The organism is Bradyrhizobium sp. BR 1432 (assembly GCF_051547705.1).
Lineage (GTDB): Bacteria > Pseudomonadota > Alphaproteobacteria > Rhizobiales > Xanthobacteraceae > Bradyrhizobium > Bradyrhizobium zhanjiangense.
In genome coordinates this window covers 615341-636840 of record NZ_JBPUGF010000003.1, presented here as the reverse complement: position 1 = coordinate 636840, position 21500 = coordinate 615341, and the positions used below count along the sequence as shown (strand labels likewise).

Annotated in this window: 10 protein-coding genes and 8 pseudogenes; 15 read left to right on the top strand and 3 right to left on the bottom strand. The window is 60.3% G+C overall.

The window, feature by feature from the left end:
• Nucleotides 1-165: 165 nt before the first annotated feature.
• Nucleotides 166-912: pseudogene (locus ACSKB8_RS03200) on the top strand (SDR family NAD(P)-dependent oxidoreductase).
• A 410-nt stretch (nucleotides 913-1322) separates the two neighbouring features.
• Here ACSKB8_RS03200 and ACSKB8_RS03195 read toward each other — a convergent pair.
• Nucleotides 1323-2068: pseudogene (locus ACSKB8_RS03195) on the bottom strand (MFS transporter).
• A gap of 21 nt (nucleotides 2069-2089) precedes the next feature.
• Here ACSKB8_RS03195 and ACSKB8_RS03190 point away from each other — a divergent pair.
• A pseudogene (locus ACSKB8_RS03190) lies at nucleotides 2090-2224 on the top strand (MFS transporter); the annotation flags it as partial.
• Between the two features lie 101 nt (nucleotides 2225-2325).
• On the opposite strand, the gene ACSKB8_RS03185 reads toward ACSKB8_RS03190, so the two are convergent.
• Nucleotides 2326-3288 carry a D-2-hydroxyacid dehydrogenase gene (locus tag ACSKB8_RS03185; protein WP_438102440.1) on the bottom strand — a complete coding sequence of 321 codons (963 nt, stop codon included), beginning with the start codon at nucleotides 3286-3288 and terminating at the stop codon, nucleotides 2326-2328.
• A 1243-nt stretch (nucleotides 3289-4531) separates the two neighbouring features.
• Between ACSKB8_RS03185 and ACSKB8_RS03180 the strand changes: the two are divergent.
• From ACSKB8_RS03180 to ACSKB8_RS03160, 5 genes and pseudogenes are all read left to right on the top strand, one after another.
• Nucleotides 4532-5217, top strand: a pseudogene (locus ACSKB8_RS03180) (class II aldolase/adducin family protein).
• Nucleotides 5218-5709: 492 nt separating this feature from the next.
• Nucleotides 5710-7905, top strand: a complete 2196-nt coding sequence (locus ACSKB8_RS03175; protein WP_438102438.1) for an acetate--CoA ligase family protein — start codon at nucleotides 5710-5712, stop codon at nucleotides 7903-7905.
• Nucleotides 7906-8192: 287 nt separating this feature from the next.
• Nucleotides 8193-10268 (top strand): 3-hydroxyacyl-CoA dehydrogenase NAD-binding domain-containing protein, encoded by a 2076-nt coding sequence (locus ACSKB8_RS03170; protein WP_438102436.1) that lies wholly within the window; start codon nucleotides 8193-8195, stop codon nucleotides 10266-10268.
• Between the two features lie 23 nt (nucleotides 10269-10291).
• Nucleotides 10292-10861, top strand: coding sequence for a flavodoxin family protein (locus ACSKB8_RS03165; RefSeq protein WP_438102434.1), 570 nt, complete (start codon nucleotides 10292-10294; stop codon nucleotides 10859-10861).
• Nucleotides 10862-11015: 154 nt separating this feature from the next.
• Nucleotides 11016-11380 (top strand): annotated as a pseudogene (locus ACSKB8_RS03160) (transposase); the annotation flags it as partial.
• A 244-nt stretch (nucleotides 11381-11624) separates the two neighbouring features.
• Here ACSKB8_RS03160 and ACSKB8_RS03155 read toward each other — a convergent pair.
• Entirely contained in the window at nucleotides 11625-12572 is a 948-nt protein-coding gene (locus tag ACSKB8_RS03155; protein WP_438102433.1) for a transposase, read from the bottom strand.
• Nucleotides 12573-12883: 311 nt separating this feature from the next.
• Between ACSKB8_RS03155 and ACSKB8_RS03150 the strand changes: the two are divergent.
• From ACSKB8_RS03150 to ACSKB8_RS03115, 8 genes and pseudogenes are all read left to right on the top strand, one after another.
• A pseudogene (locus ACSKB8_RS03150) lies at nucleotides 12884-13069 on the top strand (transposase); the annotation flags it as partial.
• A gap of 742 nt (nucleotides 13070-13811) precedes the next feature.
• Nucleotides 13812-14006, top strand: a complete 195-nt coding sequence (locus ACSKB8_RS03145) for a hypothetical protein (RefSeq protein WP_438102431.1) — start codon at nucleotides 13812-13814, stop codon at nucleotides 14004-14006.
• A gap of 232 nt (nucleotides 14007-14238) precedes the next feature.
• Nucleotides 14239-15771 carry an IS21 family transposase gene (gene istA, locus ACSKB8_RS03140; protein WP_438102430.1) on the top strand — a complete coding sequence of 511 codons (1533 nt, stop codon included), beginning with the start codon at nucleotides 14239-14241 and terminating at the stop codon, nucleotides 15769-15771.
• Nucleotides 15768-16610 (top strand): IS21-like element helper ATPase IstB, encoded by an 843-nt coding sequence (gene istB, locus ACSKB8_RS03135; protein WP_076832955.1) that lies wholly within the window; start codon nucleotides 15768-15770, stop codon nucleotides 16608-16610. The genes istA and istB overlap by 4 nt, the downstream gene beginning before the upstream one ends.
• A gap of 128 nt (nucleotides 16611-16738) precedes the next feature.
• A pseudogene (locus tag ACSKB8_RS03130) lies at nucleotides 16739-18254 on the top strand (ISNCY family transposase).
• Between the two features lie 890 nt (nucleotides 18255-19144).
• Nucleotides 19145-19411, top strand: coding sequence for a hypothetical protein (locus ACSKB8_RS03125; protein WP_438102428.1), 267 nt, complete (start codon nucleotides 19145-19147; stop codon nucleotides 19409-19411).
• 1006 nt (nucleotides 19412-20417) lie between these two features.
• A complete protein-coding gene (locus ACSKB8_RS03120) occupies nucleotides 20418-20648 on the top strand; it encodes a hypothetical protein (protein ID WP_438102426.1) in 231 nt (76 codons plus the stop codon).
• Nucleotides 20649-20661: 13 nt separating this feature from the next.
• Nucleotides 20662-21495 (top strand): annotated as a pseudogene (locus ACSKB8_RS03115) (amidohydrolase family protein); the annotation flags it as partial.
• Nucleotides 21496-21500 lie beyond the last annotated feature (5 nt).

Sequence of the window (21500 nt, the reverse complement as noted above, 5' to 3'; positions counted from 1 at the left end):
CGCTAGATCCGTGACACTTCGGATGCTGGATCCGCGCGCCGGCGTCAACGATGCATTGTTGAGACTTTAGGTCGAGCATAACTCAATGCTGTCAATGGCGGAGTCGTGTTCTGCGGAAAATGCGCTGGGGCCATTGAAGCGATCTGAAACACAGAGGAGACCGCGATGTTCGACATGCGCGAAGACCTTGTAATTGTCACTGGCAGTGGACGCGGAATCGGCGCGGAGATTGCATCTGCTTTCGCTTCATGCCGAGCCAAAGTTGTCGTGGCGGATCGGAATGAGGAGGCGGCGCGGGATGTATCATCTCGCCTAGCCCTAAATGGCGGTCATGCCTGGGGCGAGCGACTTGACGTTGCCGACCGTAGCAACGTCGCAGAATTCGCCGCCCGAGTTCACTCGCGTTATGGAGAGGCATCCGTCCTGGTCAACAACGCGGGCATTTTCGAGTTCGGGTCGATCGACGGTGAACGGTCATCCGAAAACTGGGATCGGATCTTGGCGGTCAATCTAACTGGCACCTTCGAGCTTACAAAAGCCCTTCTTGAGCCGCTCAAGGCTCGCAAGGGATGTGTGGTCAATGTTTCTTCCGTCGTCGGGTTCACAAGCAGCTTCGGGCATGTGGGCTACACAGCGTCCAAAGGCGGCATGCGGTCTTTGACTTAGGCGATGTGTCGCGAACTGGCTCCCTTTGGTGTCCGCGTCAACGCGGTCGCGCCCGGCTTCATCGATACCCCAATGGGCCCCAAAAACGACCCTTCCATGGCGCAGTGGATCGGTTGGCATTGTCCTCTCGGCCGCTATGGTCTTCCAGGAGAGATAGCGTGGCCCGTTGTGTTTCTTGCCTCCCCTGCTGCGAGCTATGTGAACGGCATCACTCTGCCGGTTGACGGCGGATATCTCACGGTATGAACCTGACGAAGGTATTGTTGGGCGGTCCGATAAGTTACGCGGCGCGGGTCTACTTGGCTGAAGCAATAGTTGGCGTCCGCCCCAAATTGAGTCCAGCCCTTTGGAGGTCGGGGTACAAAGATCTCGCAGGCAGGAGCCCTCTGTAGCCGCCGGGATCGGTCCATTCGACGCTGTCGTTGGGGTGATCGCGAACGAGTGATCTTGAAAAATGTTAACCTGAATGCCGTCAAGCAGTGCTGCAAGGCCGCCAACCGTTGGCTTGAGCCCGATGATTCTTCGTTCGTGAACTTCTGCTACAAGGCATCCGCCCCCGATCGTCCAGCGGTGAAGTGTCTCGCTTGGTCGTACAAGGTGTTCTTCCATGTTTGCGGAATCCTCTGAAGCGCGTTCCGCGCTTTTCTTCATCCAACTCATGGATGCGAGACGAACGGCCTCGATTGAATTATCGTACGAGCCGATCCTGTTGGTCGCTCGATGGAAAGTGTAAGATGGCTTGCACGCTCTTCCGAATGCAACTGGGACAGACGTTCGTCCAGTTGCTTATCCTTGACCGTCAGTCGATGGTTGAGTCGAAGATACTCCGTCCAAGTAGGCGTGCGGAATGTCTCTATCCAATGCAAGGGATCTTGGAGGTCGCGCTGGAGTTTCAATGCCGAGCTCCAGCGCGGCTTTGCGCCATTCGCCGTTCCGACATGAGATCAAGAAAAGCGTTTAGATGCTCCGACGAAACCCAATACTCAATTCGCCCGACAATGGGCCCGCTGCTTGGTTTGAGATCGACAGCAAGCTCCGGTGCTTGGAACCCTTCGCCCGATGTGTCGAGCTCCAAATTGTGAAGTTCTCCGAGAGGCAACATGACGCCGGCCGCTGCTACCAGCAGCAGAGCTCCAGCCGAGCCCTCCAGCGCCCAGGACACGGAATAATTCTCCGCGGCCGCGCCCCACAGCCAACTGCCAGCTGCGACTCCGCCATACGTCATAGCGTAATAGATCGAGAGGCTGCGACCAACAACCCATCGCGGGCTCGCCAACTGCACGCTCGTGCCAAAAGTCGACCAGGCTGTTACCCAGCCAGCGCCGGCCAGACCAAGCATGACAGCGGCTAGTGCAAGCGAGCGCGTTAGAGCGAGGGACGCGGAACATGCGGCGCACGCGATTCGGATCCGAATTCGACGTCAATCTTAGCGCCACTTCGGAATCAGGTTTTCCGCTCGGTCTGGTTAGCAACTCAGATATCTAGCGTAGGCTCGTTGATGCAGACTGTTGCCATTAGCTGGCTGATGGCGACAATCTCGACTTCCGATCTGCTGGTCGTCTGCTCTTGCTGGTCCAAGAGCGCCCCCGCCGGCGAGTGACCAAATGGCGAATTTAGTAGGATACCCCTCGTGCCAACAATCTCGCTCAATCATTAGCCTCAATAACCACGTTTCAGATCGACAACGTTGATCAGCGGCTGGCCCTCTAAGAATCGCTGAAGGTTGTTACCGAAAATAGAAAACATTTGTTCCGCATAATTGGTAGTGCCTCCCGCCACGTGCGGCGTTGCAATTACGTTGGGCATATCCCAAAGAGGGCTGTCCTGTGGCAGTGGTTCACGTTCGAACACATCAAGCATCGCACCAGCGATTGTACCCGTCTTGAGCGCCTCTATTAGGTCGGCCTCCACAACGACGCTGCCTCGGGCGATGTTGATCAGGAATGCATTGGGCCGCATGCGCGCAAGCTTGGCTCCATTAATGAGGCCTAACGTGACCGGCGTTGCTGGCACAGCCAGCACCACGAAATCGCAAAGCGACAGCAGTTCCTCGAGCCCTTCGGGGGCGAACAACCGATCGACGCTATCTACGTGTTCAGATGCATCCCGCTTCGAGGCGACTACAGTCATTCCCGCGCTCCTGGCCCGCCGGGCGATCGTTGAGCCGATCGAGCCAAGTCCGATCACGCCGAGTGTCTTCTCAGCCAAAGGCGCAACATAACAAGGGCTCCATGTCCGCTCCGCCTGCTCGTTCATAAACCGGCGGAAATTCCAGTGCAGCATCGTCACTCCCGCCATCACAAAGTCCGCAATAATATCGCCATGAATGCCGCGCGCATTGGTGACGGTAATGTGACCCACCTTCTCGCGAATCGGCATTATGCAATCGACGCCGGCCCTGGTGGACTGAAACCAGCGCAATTTCTTAGCCTGCCCAAGCAATTCAACAGGAAAGTGAGAGGCAAACAGTGCGTCCGCCTTATCTATGCAGAGGCGCAGTTGCTCAAGGTTGGGAGCAACAATCGTGCGAACCTGTGGGAATGCTTCTGCGACTAGGCGCGTATATACATCGGCGTCTGGGTGATAGAGGACAACGGTGGGCGCTGGAATGTCTTTCGGCAAGACTTACCTCTCTGTAATCTGACGAGCTCTGCTAAAACTGAACGCTGTGGCAGCGCGATGGTCTAGCTTCTGCGAATTGGCCTTACGTTTAACTCCCGCGTACCTGCTTACTTGAGTTGAACGGCGCGTATGAGGCGGTGCTATCGATCATGGCGTCTCGACACTTAGGAGAGAGTACTCCGCGTCCCAATCCCCCGAGCGATAAATCATTTCGCAATATAAAATTGCGGGTTGAAGCTGCCGACCGCGCCGAATGCGATCGATCTCCAGAGCCTAAACCTGCGAAGGACCGAACGAGAAGGTGCAAAACCTGAGTTGGCGTGAAACAGTTGGGACTCGTCTGGCAATTGATGTTCCCCGCTATCGATCGTTCAGAAATTGCGGTGTTCAGCTCTCCTATCGGGCGGAACGCATGACGAGTTGCGGGATGATCCCCGGGTGTGATCCGCGCGGCGATCTCATATCATCGCTCCCTCTTTCGAAATGTGCCTTGAGCAAGGGACTCGCTTGTTTCGCACATCTTAGTACGTGCGGATGCCAGATGTGGCTATTCGAAGCCTTCACAAAGCCGAAATTCTGCTCGATGCCCTTGGTATTCGCCAGTTCTGATCTCGGCAACGGGAGCCGATGTTGACCACCTGTACGTCTTCCGGAGACCTGAGAGGATCGGACACACGATCCAACCCAAGGCCGACGCAGCGGCTTGTTAGCCGCGTCTCGAGGAAAGCCGTCAACTCCCGCTTGTATAACGTGGTGCCACCGGAGGTGACCGGCGGTCGCGCTTCCCCGGGTCGATTTCATCAGGGCCCTCGCCGACGCCACGGAAAGTCGAATTCTCGCACAATGCGAGCCGCAGCCGGTGAGCCATTCATCGACCGGCTCAGGTATTTGAACGCGCGAGCGATGAGACGCTCGTCCCGCCATTGACGACATCGCCGGTAAAGCCGAGATCTGCGCAACTGCGCTGAGTTTGGAATGCGGCTTAGGCCGCACCGGATGCCAAGGCAAATGGCTGCGCGATTACTTATGTCGGCGCACTTTAACAACAGCAGTTGCATGCGGATCGTTGGGAACCGATTAGCGGGACCTGATATGCTACTTGGCACCGCGGAGACTGCAGCGCGGCGCCGATGCAGCACGAGAGAGATGCTATGCCTACCAAGGGTTCGTCGAACTTGGCCAGTGTTGGTGCGGAGGTGTGGCAGGCTCGGGTTGATCTTGCTCCCGCCCCCGCCTCGCTTACATGCATGGGTTCAGCGAAGGGATCTTTAACCATCTGACCTTCGCGGTCCCCGGTCACAGCGATCGCTACTACCAGATTCCATTTGGGATGCATTGGTCGGAGGTCACTGCATCTTCCTTCATGGAAGTGGGCATCGAGGACGCTGAGGTTAAGAGCGGGGTGGGAGAGGTTGAGCGTTCCTGCTATTGCATTCACGCGCCGATTCACAAGGCTCTACCGCAGGCCAAGGCAGTATTTCATACTCATATGCCTTATGCGAGCGCTTTGACCCGGCTGAGAATCCTCGCATTAAAGAGATAGGACAGACTGAGTTGTGGCTTTCCGGCGCGATTGCCTATGACGATGAATATGCCGGTCCGGCGCTCGACCCGGCCGAGGGCGCGCGCCTCGCCCGGATAATCGGCGACAAGACTGTGCTATTCATGGCCAACCACGGCATTTCCACTCTAGGCGAAGCCGGGGCAGACGCCTATGACAAGCTCTATTACCTCGAGCGCGTCGCGCAGGTGCAAATTTATGCAATGTGGACTGGTCAGAAGCTGAAGCAACTGCCCCCGTCCGTTATCGAAAAGGGACGGCGGGATCGGGAATATCATCTCTATTACCAGGGCCCGTCTCCAGCGCAGCGCCATTTCGATGCGTTGAAACGGATTCTCGACCGCAACGAGCCCGATTACGCGACATAACGACAGCAGAGCGGCAATGCGCAGGCGCTCAGTCATTGCGGCGCAATTGTTGAACCAGCAACGTCGTATAAGGGTGTTGCCCCAGGCAGTTACGCGCTGACAGAGCTAGAGGCCCGAACACGAGAATAGATCCGGGCAACGCGCTCTGTAATGCCGTTCAGGGTTATTCCGGAAAGAACTTCAGCCCGAACAGATCGCGCGGTCTTGCGCGAGGAAGCCAAAGTCATCCGGCGCTGAAATGTGCCTCGCAATGGGAGAATTTGCTCCGGATGGTTCTAGCGCGCGAGCATCGTAGTGGGAGCCGACATGCACCCGACGCCAGCGAGGGCAGGTCGACAGGCGGCTGTATAGGGATGCAAATCTGACCTAACCGCGACAAGTCGGCAGATCGCTCTGGAAAATCATGCGGTACCACAAAAATTGCAGCTTTTTCGCGATGCGCTGATCGTAAATGCAGCCTTCCAGCGGTGCCGCGAAGATATGAGTCTAACCATGAACATGAACGCAGCTCCTACTTTGCGGTCGGTCAATGCGATCGATCGAGTTTTTTGGCCGGAATCGGTCGCAATCATTGGAGCCTCCCCAAAGGGGGGGTTCGCCACGGATATCCTCAACAACCTCAACAAGTGGGGCTTCTCAGGCAAGCTTGCGGCGGTTAACCCGCGATACAAGCAGATCCAGGGTGTTCCGTGTTATCCAAACTTGCGGGCCGTCCCGCACCCCGTCGGACTTGCGGTGCTCTCCGTCCGAAGCAATGCAATCCCGGATGTTCTCAAGGATTGCGAGACTGTGGGTGTAGGTGCAATCCAGATCATCTCGAGCGGCTTCGCGGATGAGGGAACTGAAGGTGTCGCGAAGCAGCGGCGTTTGGTCGAATGGGCGGAGCGGACAGGTATTCCTGTCGTCGGTCCCAATTGCAATGGCCTGCTGAATGCAGCCAATGGTCTGATTGCAAATGGTGTCCCGTTCCGAACGATGAAGCCTGGCGGCGTAAGCGCGGTGCTTCAAAGTGGAATGCTTGTCTCCGCGTTGCTCATGCCACTGTTGGCCCGAGGGATCGGGGTTGGGCGCGTGGTCACTACCGGCAATGAAGCCTGCGTCGATGTGGCAGATTTCATCAATTATCTGGTGGACGATGAGGCTACGAGGGTCATCGCCTGCTACTGTGAGCAGTTCAAGCGTCCTCTTGACTTCATAAAGGCGTGTGAGCGTGCGGCTGACCGAGGGAAGCCGATCGCGATGATCAAGGTTGGCCGCTCCGAGGGGGCCCGCCAGGCGGCCTTGGCTCATACCGGCTCGCTCGTGGGTTCGGATGTGGCTATCGATGTCCTGCTGAAGAAGCTTGGCGTAGTCCGCGTCGATACGATCGACGATCTCATCGAAACTGCGGCTGCGCTGTCCTCCCCCAAGCGGCCGCGCGGCCGGCGTGTCGCATTCGCATCCGTTTCCGGCGGAGCGAACAGCATACTGTCTGATCTTGCAGAGCCTTGCGGGATTGAGTTTGCGCCAGTGTCTCCGACATCAAGGGCGCGGCTTGAGGCCCTTTTGCCTGAGTTCGGCAGCGTGGGCAATCCGCTCGATGTGACGGGGCAAGTCGGTTACGATACTCAGAGAATGGGGGAGTTCTTCAAGGTACTCGGCACCAGCGGCGACTTCGACGTGGTGGCTTGGGGCGGGAGCTACCCTTCTCCGCTCGATATGGGTTCGGGTGTCGGTCTGTCTCTCAAGCGAGCGGCGGAAGCGGCGCCGGAGGTCGTGTTTCCGGTGATGAGCTTCTCGGGGGGGCATTTTTACGCTGCGTCCGACCAGGACAGTTCATCGATTGAGCTCAAGGCTGAATTTCAAGGCATGCCCTTTCTGCAGGGTATGGGAACTGGGCTGAAGGCTCTTTCTGCGCTTATTGGCTATTCGGAATTTCTGCGTGAGCGCAAGTCGAGCAACCAGCTGTCCCAACACTGGGGTCGGCGAAGCGAGCGATATCAAGACGCCGTGCGCCTGCTGCGCGAGGCCAAAGGTGGAGTTTTGACGGAGCGGGAAGGCAAGCGCCTGCTGGCGCTCTATGGCATTCCGGTTACTCGTGAAGCGCTCGCAACCGGAGCCGATGAAGCGGGGCGTATAGCGCAGGATTTGACCTTTCCTGTCGTCATGAAGGTGGAATCTGCCGAAATCCTGCACAAGACGGATATAGGCGGTGTCGTGCTGAACATCTCCTCAGCCGAAGCAGCTGCGGCAGCCTTCGACCAGATCATTGCCTCGGTCCGCTCGTGTCGCCCCGAAGCCAAGATCGCCGGGATGGTGGTGCAGGAGATGGCCAAGCCCGGCATCGAGGTAATGCTCGGCGCCAAGTTTGATCCACAATTCGGGCCAGTCATTGCCTTCGGCCTCGGCGGGATCTGGGTTGAGGCGCTGAAGGACGTGCGTGTCCTGATGCCACCTTTCGATGCTGCAGATGTCCAGGCTGCAATTGGCGAACTTCGGGCAGCGAGCGTGTTGCGCGGCGCCCGCGGTGGGACAAGGGCGGACCTGGATGGACTGGCGGAGTGCATCGTCAAGTTCGGCACGCTGTGCGCCGACCTGGCGGACGAGATCGGCGAAATCGACATCAATCCCATCATCCTCGCAGCCGACGGCAAAGGTCTCACAGCCGTCGACTGCCTGATTGCGCGGAAGCAGACCGTAACTAGCTGATTGCGCAGAAAACTCGCCAAGGCGGACAGTAGCGGGCGTGAACCGAAGACACTGGTGAGAGCCCGTTGCAAAAGTGGATGGTGCCGCAGGTATGCCGCCACAAGAGATCCGCGACCGCCGGATCGACAATCTTGAGGTCGCGGGATGGCGCGGTGCGAAGCGTATGATGATGACAATGACCGGAATTGGCTGCGGGACCTGCATCTTCGCGACGGTCGAATTCCAGAGACGTGACGGTCTGGTGCGATCACGCGCCACACAGCAAGAGGAAATGTAAGGAAGCTAGCATGAGCGAACCGGTTAACTTAAAGCGTCATGAAAATTTTGCGATCGTGACGGTCGACAATCCCTCAGCCAGTAGATCGATCGCTCACGTTCAAGGCGTTCTTCTCAAATGCATGAACGGTGCGATCGCCGACTCCAATGTGAAGGGCATCGTGCTGGCCTGCATAGATGCCGCCCTTATTGCTGGCACGGACATAGACGCGCCGGATTGGGACGAGCTGCTGGCGCTGATTGAAAGCTCACCGAAGCCTACCGTCGCAGCGATCCAGGAGGAAGCGCTTGGGGCGGCACTCGAGCTGGCGCTGACTTGCCATTTCCGCATCGCCACCGAAACTGCAAAGCTTGGGTTTCCCGAGGTCAAGCTCGGCGTTGTGCCCAACGCCGGTGGTACCCAGCGTCTGCCTCGCGCGGTTGGACCTGAGCTTGCGGTGAAGATGATCGTCGGCGGTGAACCGATTTCTGCGCGCGAAGCATTGAAAAATGGCCTTATCGACGAAATTGTCCAAAGTGCAGAGGCGGGCGGAGAAGCCTTTCTGCGTAAAGCGATAGCCGACAGGCGGCCGTTGCGGAAGCTGCGTAATGACGACTCAAGGATTGTGGCCGCAAAAACGGATCGCTCTGGTTTCAACAATACGGTGGCTTCGATGACCAAGCGGGCGGGGCGTCTGGAAGCTCCGTTCGCTGCGGCCGAAGCGGTGGGTTTCGCCATCGACCTCCCGTTCGAAGAAGGGTTGAAAAAGGAGCGTGAAGTTTTCCGCAAACTGGCGGCGAGTGATCAGTCCAAGGCACAGCGTTATGTCTTCTTCGCCGAGCGCGAGGCACGCAAGATTGCGGACATACCCGAATCGACCAAGCCGCGTTCGGTCGAGCGCGTCGCCGTCATTGGTGCTGGCAAGATGGGCGGTGGCATTGCGATGTCTTTCGCGAATGCCGGAATTCCTGTGACGCTGATCGACGTTGATGCAGAGCAGCTGAAGCGTGGTATGGACGTGATGCAGAAGAACTGGGAGACGTCCGCTGCGCGCGGCAGTATCCCCGCCGATGCGCCTGCTCAACGAATGGCGCTCATCAACGGCGCAGTCGGGATCAACAACGTCCGGGACGCAGATCTGATTATCGAGGCGGTGTACGAGTCGATGTCGCTGAAGAAAGAAGTGTTCAGGCAGCTCGATACGTTCGCAAAGTCTGGCGCGGTGCTTGCCTCCAACACTTCGTATTACGACATCAACGAAATGGCGAAGATGACGAAACGTCCGCAGGACGTCCTCGGCATGCACTTTAACTTGCCGGCCAACGTAATGAAGCTCTGCGAGGTCGTGCGCGGTGCGAAAACTGCGCCGGACGCGCTGGAGACCGCAGTTTCCATTTCGTGGAAGATCGGAAAGATCCCTGTTGTGGTTGGGGTTTGCCACGGGTTCGTTGGAAATCGCATGTGGGACCAGCGCAACAATCAGGTCCAGAAAATGCTTTACGAAGGGGCGCTACCCCAGCAGGTTGATGGCGTCATGACGAAATTCGGCATGGCCATGGGCCCATTTGCGATGAACGATCTCTCAAGTCTCGAGGGCAGCTGGCGCATGCGCAAAGAGAGTGGCGAAAAGGCGCCAATTGAGGATGCACTATGCGAAGCTGGTCGTTTTGGTCAGAGGTGGGGCAAGGGTTATTACAAATATGAACCCGGCTCGCGGGTCCCGATACCAGATCCTGATGTTGAGAAGCTGATCGACGAGACGCTCACCCGGCTCGGCTGCAAGCGCCGTACCTTCAGTGAGGACGAAATCCTTGAGAGGCTGACATACCCAATGATCAATGAGGGCGCGCGGATACTCGAAGAGAGCATTGCAGCCAGGCCCGGCGACATTGATCTCGTTTGGCTGTATGGCTTCGCCTGGCCGATCTATCGCGGCGGTCCGATGTATTGGGCCGATGAAGTCGGGTTGGCGCATATTGCCGACCGGCTTGCATTCTATGCCAAAGAAACCAACGATCCCTCGCTTGAGCCCGCGCCGTTGCTAAAGCGGTTGGTCGCACAAGGCAAAGGGTTCGCTTCATTCTCTCCGCACACAAAGGCCGCTTGAGTTCACCGAAGGAAACCGAAACAATGACGACTACAAACCCGACGCCAGCAAGCCGAGAGTTTCTCTTTTTGATGTCGTCCACTCGTCGCAACGGTAACGCGGAGATCTTGGCGCGACACGCTGCGAAGAGCCTGCCAACCGAGTGGAAGCAGGTTTGGCTACGCCACATCGATCTGCCCATCGATCCGTTTGAGGACATTCGTCATGGCGATAGCCAATATGATGTGCCAACCGGCAATCTGCGTCTGCTAGCGGAAGCCACGCTCTCGGCCACCGACCTCGTATTTGTTGCGCCAACTTATTGGTACGCTCTGCCGACTCACGCGAAACACTACCTCGATCACTGGACAGCTTGGATGCGGGCGCCGGGACTAGACTTCAAGCCCCGCATGGCTGGCAAGAAGATGTGGGCAGTCACAATCGTCGCTGATCCGGATAAATCTACTACGGTCGCTTTGTTGAAGACGCTCGAGCTTAACGCTAAATACATGAAGATGGATTGGGCCGGCTCGGTTGTCGGTTATGCGAATCGTCCCGGCAATGTGCTTAACGATGCTGAGGCGCTCGCCGAGGCCGAGAAGCTCTTTAAGTGAACGCGGAGTTGGAGCGAGCGCACCGTCTGGCTCTCCGCATGTGACAAGTCGTCCAGCATTCGGCTGAGGCCCGAGCAAAGCCTGCAATCTTCCGATCAGTTAGCGATTGTCAGGCGCCTGATCGGCGCGAGGGGCGGTCGGTCCGCTCCGGGCGTTCTTGCGCAAGCTCGCTCGGCGCGGGCTTCGTGGCGTCAAGCTCGTGATCTCCGATGCGCATGAGGGCATCCAGGCCGCCGTCAGCAAGGTGCTCAACATCGCCTGGCAGCGCTGCCGCGTCCACTTCATGCGCAACGTCCTGGCCCATCCGGCAAGAGCGGGCGGCGCGTCGTCTCCGCCTTCATCGCCACCGCCTTTGCCCAGGACCACGCCGAAGCGGCCAGGGCTCAGTGGCGCAAGGTCGCCGACCAGCTCCGTCCCAAACTGCCAAAGCTGGCCGCCTTCATGGATGAGGCCGAGCCCGACGTGCTCGCCTATATGAGCTTCCCGCCTCAGCACCGTGCCAAGCTGCATTCGACGGATGAGATGGGCAAGCGAGTTTTATGACCGCGCCGCGAGTGACGATTGCGGGAATCGCGTCCATTCTTTCGTTCGGCCGCGCCGCGGGCCATTCTTCCGTCCCGGCCACCGATCTCGCAGCCGCCGCGCGCAGGGTCGGTCAAGGCCAAGCCGCGCGGTGGCCGCAAACGCGGCCAGCCTTGACCGACCCTGCGCGCGGCGGCATGCTGGCGTGGAACGGGACTGCATTCCTGGCTGGCACTTGCCGTCACCGGCGGTTATGGTTGTCGGGCGCCGGCGACCTCGTGGCGAAGCGTGACGCGTCGGCTGCAAGCATCACCGGACTGCCTATTTTGTCCTGCCGAACTGGGGCGCCCGCGCGCCGGTCTTTTGGGGCCGCCGCGGTTTCCACTTCGACACCAATCGTTCTTAGCTTCGCTCCGCTGGCGGCAATCAACATCTCACGGTCGCGCAGCACCTTGATCTTGTAGGCATAGGCTGGTCCACGCCGGCTGCCTTTCTGTTGCGGATGCCCGGCTTGAAGCTGCATCGCGCGGGTCTTGTTGGCGACCAGCGCCGGCCGCGCCCACAGGTAATCCTCGCCGTTTGTCAACAAATGCCAGCAGAGCACAGTGAGCTTGCGAGCCACGGCAACCGCAGCGATCTGATGGGCCACGCCGGGCGCGGATGCGCACGAAAAAAGCATGCAGTGGACCGGGCGCCTTGGCCGCGGCCCAGGCCGCCTCGACCAGCATGGCGCGCGCGTGACTGCGGCCGATCTTGCTGATGAGACCGTGACGGGCGGCTCCAGTCCCGACTGCCGCGCCCGCGGGTTCAGCCCGAAATAGCTCACCAGCTTCTGCGGGCTGTCGAACCGGCTGATGTCGCCGATCGCCGCCACTATGCCGGCGGCAACCGCCAGATTGACGCCGGTGATCGTCATCAATCTGTTGACCGCGAGATCGTCGGTGGCGACCTGCGCGATCTCGCGGTCGAGCAGAGCCAGATCTTCTGCCAGCCGTTCAAGCTCGCGAACGTGCCGATCGATGGCCGCTCGTTCATCGTCCGGCAACTGTTGAGCGGCCAACCACGCCCGGCCGCGGGCGTTGAAAAGATCCGCATGTGGGCACTTCGGGACCAAGTGTGCGTGCAGGATCGAATGCACCTCGTTCTTGAGCCGCGTGCGATGCCGCACGACCTGGTAGCGCCGCGCCACCAGCCGACGCTTGCGTTCGGTCTCCGCGTCAGGATCCAGATCTGCGGCAGGTACCCGGCCGCCTGCAGACTGGCGAGCGTGCCGGCATCGATCTTGTCGATCTTAACGTGAGCCTGGGCGATCGCTTTCACCTGCAGCGGACTGGCGATAATCACCCGTGCCACGAACGGCGCCGGAACCCGCGACACCGCCATGCTGTTGCCGGTCGCTTCGAGCACAACCTCATCACTGGCCAGCAGGGTCTTGCCAAATCTCTCCAGCGCAGTCCGCGTCATATCGATGCGGCCCCCCACCCAGATTGTCGCGCTATAATCAAGCGGCGGACCGAGGTGGTTGGCATCTTCCCAAATGAAGACGCCATCGTCCGCCCAGTCGGCGCGATCCTGCTCGAGGAAAACGACGAGTGGGCGGTTCAGCGGGCCCGCTACATGACGCTGGAAACCATCGCGCCCTTGAGCGATGATCCCATCGTCGGCTTGCCTGCCGTGGCAGGCTGATGCCTTCCGACCCGCCGGAAAATCGGCGGTGACCTGCCGTCAGCTGTGGGTGCAAGTCCCATCCGGCCAAAGCCGTAGCAGACAAGCCGGGACCGAGTTTGCGGGCGTTGCGGCAGAAGAAGAGCGTCTTCGTCGACATGGTGCAGCAGGGCCGTGAACCAGGTTTGGGCAGCTTGCTTGGCTGCCGCGTTCACCCGCTTGAGGTTCGGCGGAAAGGTAACCCGGCTCTGTATCCGGACCCTGGCCTCTTCGCGCAGGCTCCCTTGGGCTGGCCCCTTCCCTCCATGCGCCTCGTTACCATCGACGACTTCACAGTAGTATGGACCCAGTCCGACTCCCGACCTCAGCTCGGACAACGGCTCTGGCAGTGCCTTGCCGCTGTCCCCGCTGGAGACCAATCCAGCGGACCCGGTCGGTCCTCTTATGTTCCGATGATTACCTTCCATGCGTGATGCGGCCATCGACCCCGACGGAGCGGCATCGTCTCGCATATCGACGATGCTCATGCAGCCTCCGTGCTTAGGGAACACACTCGGCCTCCGCGAACATCCACCTTTCGAGCTCATTCCGCACCCCGCACGACTCCTGTCTACACTTCGGACCCTGGCGTTGGTCGACGACAAACGCGGCAGGCCAGCGCGGGGGTCGATGGAGTGACGGTAGCGAAGTACCAAGAGAGGCTGACGGATAATCTAGCGACCTCTGCGGACGAGTCCACACCGGTCGCTACCGGCCACAGCCGGTGCGGCGCGTCTACATCTCCAAAGCCGACGTAAGCCTTTCGGGCGTGCCGGCGCTAGAGGACAAGATTGTCCAAAGCGCGGTGGCCGAGGTGCTGAGCGCCGTCTACGAGGCCGACTTCCTCGGGTTCTCCTACGGCTTCCGGCCGGGCGGAATCCTCATATGGCGCTTGATGCTCTGCATACAGCGATCATGAGCCAGCACGTGAACTGGGTGCTCGATGCCGACATACGCATGCGCGGCGGCGATCAGGGTGAGACTCCAGCGACAATCAAGGTGAGACTGCGCCGATGGGGGCGGACCGAAGGGAGGGCGTAGCCCGACCGGAGGACCGTCCCCATCGGCGTCGCGCGTTTTTGGACCCGTCTGGCGGCCGGGTGCGGCTGGTGCAAGCTGTTGATTCGTCTCGACAAGAGGGAATCGATGCCTTGCCTGGCCTCCACATCACCGACCACCAGATGAGGCTGTACATGACCTACCGACAGACACTGCCCCCGAGGCCGCCGCGGCCAAGGCGGGGTTCTCGAAAGGCAAGCGCGTATCGAATCGAGGGCGATTGTCGCCCGCCATCGCAGAAGAAGACGCCGAGGGGCCGGCGCCGGTCCGATCCGCTCGCGCAGTATTGGGAGGCCGAGATCGTTCCGATCCTGAAGGCTGCGCCCGGCATCCGCGTGATCGGCGTGCTGGACGAGCTGCGCCGACGGCATCATGACCTGAACCCGAACATCCGCCGCACGCTGGAGCGGCGCATCAACGCCTGGCGGGCGCTCAACGGCCCCGAACAGGACGTGATCTTCCGCCAGCAGCACGAGCCCGGTCGCCTGGGTCTGTCCGACTTCACCGACGTGAGCGCGCTCGGTATTACCATCGCGGGTGAGCCGCTCGATCACCGGCTCTATCACTTCCGGTTGGCGTTCTCCGGCTTCGAGCATGCCCATGTCGTGCTCGGCGGCGAAAGCTTCGTCGCCCTGGCGGAGGGCTTGCAGAACGCGCTGTGGGCACTTGGCGGCGTGCCGCGGGAGCATCGCAGCGACAGCCTGTCGGCAGCGTTCCGCAATCTGGCCGCCGACGCACGGGAGGATCTGACGCAGCGCTACGCCGGGCTGATGGGCCACTATGGCATGGCGCCAACGCGCAACAATGCGGGCATCGCACATGAGAACGGCTCGATCGAGAGCGCGCACGGCCATCTCAAGCGGGCACTGGAAGATGCGCTGTTGCTGCGGGGGACGCGCGACTTCGCCAGTCTCGATGCGTACCGGGCTTTTGTCGACGAGATTGTCGGCCGGCGCAACGCCAACCTCGCCAAGTCGATCGCGCTCGAGAAGGAGGCATTGGCGCCGCTGCCAAAAGGCCGCACGACCGACTTCGAGGAGAAAGTGATCCCGGTGACGTCGTCAGGCGGCTTCATCCTGCGGCGCGTGTTCTACACCGTGCCTTCAAGATTGATCGGCCATCGCCTGCGTGTGCGCATCTTCGACGACCGGCTCGAATGCTTCCTTGGCGTCACACCGGTCGTGACGCTGCGGCGCGGTCGGCCTGTGTCCGAGAGCCAGGGCGGTCATGTCGTGGATTACCGGCACGTCATCCATGCCCTGCGGCGCAAGCCGATGGCGCTCCTCAATCTCGTTTATCGCGACCAACTCTTCCCGCGTGCAGCTTACAAACGTCTGTTCGAGACCTTGCGGGAGCATGGTGATGACCGGCGCGCCTGCAAGGTGACGGTCGAGCTTCTGGCGCTGGCTCACGAGCGCGCCTGCGAAGCAGAACTCGCCGAGGCGATCGCGATGGATCTGGACGCCGGACAGTTACCTGATCTTGCCGCGCTGCGCGACCGCTTCCGGCCCGAGGCGGCCTCGATCCCGCGTGTCGCCGTCAAGCTGGCGCCGCTCGACGTCTACGATGAACTCGCCTCCGTCAGCGTCATGTCGGGCCGCTCGAACCTGGGAGAGGCAGCATGACCGGTATCGCTACCTCCGTCGATGCTGCCCGTGTCGAGCTGCTTCTCAATGAGCTCCGCCTGCCGGGCGTCAAGGCGATCTGGCCGAAGCTCGCCGCACAGTCGGACAAGGAAGGGTGGCCTGCCGCCCGCTTCCTCGCCGCCCTTGCCGAGCACGAGGCCGCCGATCGCACCCGCCGTCGGATCGAGCGACACATGGTGGAAGCGCGTTTGCCCGCCGGCAAGACGCTCGCAACCTTCGACTTCGAAAGCGTGCCGATGCTATCAAAGGCACAGGCGATGGCGCTCGCCGCCGGCGACGCCTGGTTGAAGGCCGGCGCCAATTTGCTCTTGTTCGGTCCACCGGGCGGCGGCAAGACCCATCTCGGCGCGGCGATCGGCCTGGCTCTCGTCGAGAACGGTTGGCGCGTTCTCTTCGCGCGAACCACTGATCTGGTGCAACGGCTGCAGGTCGCGCGGCGCGAGCTGGCGCTGGAGTCCGCGATCGCCAAACTCGATCGCTATGACCTCCTGATCCTCGACGACATCACATATGTGAGCAAGGATCAGGCGGAAACCAGTGTGTTGTTCGAGTTGATCGCCGCCCGCTACGAACGACGCTCGCTGCTGATCACGGCCAATCAGCCATTTGGCGAATGGGGGCGTATCTTCCCGGACCAAGCAATGACGTTGGCTGCCATCGATCGTTTGGTCCACCACGCCACGATCCTCGAGATGAACGTCGAAAGTTACCGTCGAAAAGTTGCCCTCGATCGCAAGCGCGGTCCAGGCCGGCCGCCTGTTCACACTACCCCAAACGAACTCGACAAGACTTTGATTGACGCTGGCAGCGCCGCTTGATTGTCGCGCAGCGTCAATCAACGCTTGCCAAGTCGACGGCCGCATTGCGTCAGCGTAGAAGCTCCCGAATGATAGGCCGTTGCCTCATGTAAGTTGCTCCCCGACCAAACGGGCGGGCGGGGGCGACGATGAGGCGGCTGAGCATGGCGACTAGGAAGGAACTGACGGCAGCTGTGGGCGAACGCTACCGATCGGGCGATCGCGTGGAGAAGGCGCGGATATTGGATGAGTTCGTCAATATCACTGGATATCATCGCAAGCATGCGATGCGGCTGCTGCGGGGCCATGATGGGTCGCGAACAGGGCGTCGGGCCCGGCGCCGGATTTACGGTGAAGCCGAACGCAATGTGCTCGCACTCCTCTGGGAAGCGTCGGACCGGGTTTGCGGCAAGCGGTTGAAAGCCTTGATGCCGATGCTGATCGAGGCGATGGAGCGGCACAGCCATCTTGACCTTGCTCCCGAGATCCGCGGCAAGCTGCTTTCGATGAGCGCGGCGACGATCGACCGGGTGTTGGGCCGGATTCGGGAAGGGCTTGGTCGCCAGCGCCGGCGACCGGCCGCGCACGCCCTGCGACGCAGCATTCCGATCCGGACTTCAGCAGATTGGAATGATCCGGCACCGGGATTCGTGGAGGCGGACCTTGTCGCCCACAGCGGCCCATCGGCGCGCGGCAGTTTCGTGCAGACCCTGGTCCTCACTGACGTCGCGAACGGGCTGGACGGAATGCGCGCCGCTGATCGTGCGCGAGCAGACGCTGCTGAGCACCGTGCTGACGGAATTGCGTAAGCAATTGCCCTTCGCGCTTCTTGGCTTGGACACGGACAATGACACCGTTTTCATGAACGAGACGCTCAAGACGTACTGCGACACGGCCAATATCGTTTTCACGCGCTGCCGGCCGTACCGCAAAAACGATCAGGCGTTCGTCGAGCAAAAGAACGGCGCTGTCGTGCGCAGGATGGTCGGCTACCGGCGGTTCGAGGGTTTGGAGGCGGCGACGCTGCTGGCGCAGCTCTACCGCTCAGCGCGCCTGTTCGTGAACTTCTTCCAACCGTCGTTCAAGCTGATCGCCAAGCAGCGCGACGGCGCCCGTGTGCACAAGACCTACAGCGCGCCTGCGACGCCGCATCAACGGCTAGCCGCCGACGCGCGCACGTCCGATGAAGTTCGCGCCCGTTTACAAGAGACTTTCGTCAGCCTCGACCCCGTCGCCTTGTTGCGCGATATCCGAGTGACGCAGGAGCGGTTGGCGACGCTTACCGACGCCGAGCCTGTCGCGAATCCCGGCGCGATCGCGCAGCCGATCGACCTTTTCCTGGCGAGCTTGAGAACCGCCTGGAAGGAGGGCGGCGCCCGGCCGACAGATCGGCCGATCGTCAAAGCAAAAAGAGGCCGTCGCCGTCCCGACCCGCTCATTCGAGTGACGCCGGATTTGCGCAAATGGTTTGAAGCCGAGCCGTGGCGGACCAGCAGCGAACTCCTGGCGCGATTGCAGGCAGAATACCCTGGAGTCTATCCCCAAAAACTTCTGCGCACGCTACAGCGTCGCCTAAAGACCTGGCGCAGCGAACAGGCCAACGCCCTGCTGTTCGGCCCCTCCCAAGTGCCGCCGCTCGCCCTCGACGTCGTAGCGCCTCAATAACGCCGGGCTCGCGCAGGAAAAGCCGGGCGCTGCGAACCGCGACCATCTTCGCATCCGGTGCGTCCGAGTGCCTGATCCGTGCTCGGCGTCAAGGCCAAGCCCGCTACGCGGGTCGCTTCGCGAGCCTTGACCCCTGCGCGCGGATCAGGCCGCGGACGACCATGAGCTTTGCTGGCACGCCCGGCCTTGAGGCCGGCCTCTGTCAGCAAAGCTCATGGCGAACTGCCACCACAATGGGGTTACTCCAGCACATCTTAGGCCCACTTCGGCAATCATTGAGACGCCTGGCCGCCTCCGCTTCAAGCCGGGAGCAAAAAAGATGAGGCAGCGGACGAGCCAGAGGGAGCACTTTTACGTGCGGCAATACGCGCTCTCATCCTGATTGTCGCGCTATATACGCAGCTTCTTCGACTCGGTCGACCACGAGTGGCTGTTGCGGATGCTGGCGCACAGGATCGCCGATCCTCGCATCTTGCAGCTAATCGGGGGTGGCTGCGAGCCGGCGTCCTTGGGAGCGGCGAGAAGCAAGAGACGGACAGGGGCACACCGCAAGGGGCGGCATCAGCCCGCTCCTGCCAACATCTTCCTGCACTACATCCTCGATCTCTGGACCCAGAAATGGCGTAGTCGCTGCGCACGCGGTCGTATCGTGATCGTGCGCTACGCAGACGACTTCGTCATGGGCTTCGAGAACAAGGCAGATGCGCGGGAACCCTCAAGGCGCGGCTGGCCGGCTTCGGCTTGATGCTCCATCAGGACAAGACGCGGCTGATCGAGTTTGGTGGTTCGCGGCCCTCTCGCGTCAGCGGCGGGGCGAGCGGCGGCCAGAGACCTTCGCCTTCCTCGGCTTTACCCACTACTGCGGGCGGACACGAGATGGCCGGTTCATCGTGAAGCAGAAGACGGAAGGGAAATGCCTGACGCGCAAGCTGACGGCCTTGCGCCAGGAGGCCTGGCGGCTCATGCACGCGCCACTGGCAACGCAGCACGAGTGGTTCGCCGCCGTTCTGCGCGGGCACAATGGCTATTATGGCAGGCCGCACAATTATCCAGCGCTCAAGGACTTCTACCGCGAAGTGCGTCGGACCTGGCTGCGTTGTCTGAGACGGCGTAGCCAGAAAAGTCGGCGCATGGGCTGGCCGGAGTTCGAGACCTGACGGCACGCTTCCGCCTGCCAACTCCACGAATCACTCGCACATGGTCGCAGGCGCGGATATGGCGCGGGTTACCCTCGGGAAGAGCCGGGTGCGGGAAAGCCGCCTGCCCGGATCTGTGAGGGCAAAGCCAAATGGCCGAGCTACTCGACCACGATCGAACTGGATGGTTTGAGGGGGCGCCACGCAGGGCATCTAACCTATGTCTTTCGAGGGGCTTGTTTGGATCCTCGACGACATTAGCCGCCTTCATGATCGTGACTTCCCTAGATCAGTTGCGGAATTGAAAGTTGACTGTCTTCAGTATGTTGAGAAGCGCGGAAGCGACCAAAGGGCTTTCTTAAGCGAGCTGCGCGAACACACCCGGATATCCGTCGAGCAGATAAGTCACATGCGTTGTTCACCGGAAGATGCGCGCTTTATTAGATCCGTAACCAAGCAATGGATTTGTGCGGCTGAACTGGGCGATCGCATTAGGTTTGCTATCGAATCGCGAGATCATGAATCGAAACAGCTCAGGTGCCGTCAATGGCCGCCCCATCGGCTCACCACTCTTTCGATTAGACGGCCTCAATCGACGCAGTGCAGCAACCACGATCAGGTTTAGTCGGGCCTGCTTGCCCGATCGCGCTCGCAAGACCTTTGATATATCCCGAAAGCGGCGTCGCTGCGCTCGCCGTCGACTTTATCAGACCAAACCTGGCCTCTCCATGCCGAAAAGTGACGCTTTTCAAATCACTCCTGTCAAGACGGCAACAACACTTTCGATTCAGAAGACTAGACCCAGCTCCGTTTGGGGACATCCCCGCTGCTGCTTCATTTATCGTCACGAAGAATTCCGGCGCTTACTTGAGTAAAATCGCTTGATTGTGCGCCATCAGACGGAATTTCGCAGTTTTCTTTTTCGCTGAGTGAATAAAACCGGAGGAGCAGCTGAAAAGCCAACAAAACAAGTGTGGTAGTTGCGCGTGGATAAGCGCGTCAATGAGGACGGAGGAAAGGTGAGACGATGTCTGTACAAAACAATAGTGTGGCGAAAGACGGAATGGTGGTCGTAGATTGTGATATCCACGTCAACGATCTTCCGCAATACCTCGCTCCTCATTGCGAAATGCCGTGGCGCAAGACGCTCGAGATTCTCAGCAATATCCCGCAGCGCTACCTGGACATTCCCGGCTATTCTCCCGCTTTCGTTCTGGGCCCGTCGGTCCCTGGGGGACGACCGGCTGCGGAGTGTTGACACCCCGCAGGCGATGCGCGACGAGCTCGATGCGCTGGGAATCGATTACGGCATCCTGCTGCCGGATCACCTGCTGGGCTTTGCGCAACTGCCGAACATCGAGTACGCCACGGCGTTGTCGCGCGCCTACAATCGTTGGATCGTAGCCGAGTGGGTTCGCGAGGGTAACGGCCTCTACGGTGCTATCATGGCTTGTCCGCAGAACCCGGACAACTCAGCCAAGGAGATCGAGCGCTACGCGGGGACGCCGGGCGTTGTTGCCGTCTACCTGCCGACCGCCGGCGTCGACCCGCTCTGGGGTCATCGCCGCTACGATCGCATCCTGGCTGCCGCAGAGGCTGCGGACCTTCCGGTCATGCTGCATAGTGTGACGGTGATCTCCCCGGCATTCCCCACTCAGCTCAACCAATTCGAAAACCACTTTGCAAGGCAAGTAATCGGGCATCCCTTCGCGATGATGGCAAACCTCGTGAGCTTGATGCACACCGGCGTGCCGGTGCGCTACCCCAAGCTCAAAATCGTCTTCACTGAAGCCGGTGTGGGCTGGGCGCCTTTTATGATGTGGCGCATGGATAGGTATCACCACGAGTATCGCCGAAGCGTGCCATTCTTAGAGGAGCGGCCGAGTGATTACATGAAGCGGCAGATGTGGTTTGTCACACAGCCGCTGGAGGAGCCAGTCAATCCGAAGCACTTGGTCGAGACCATGGAGCATTATGGTGGTGCTGACCGCACATTGTTCGCCTCAGATTGGCCGCACCACGACTTCGACCATCCGCGGAGCCTGGCTCGGCTGCCGCTGACGCAGGAGCAGCGCCGGAAGATCATGGGCGAGAACGCGCTGAGCCTCTT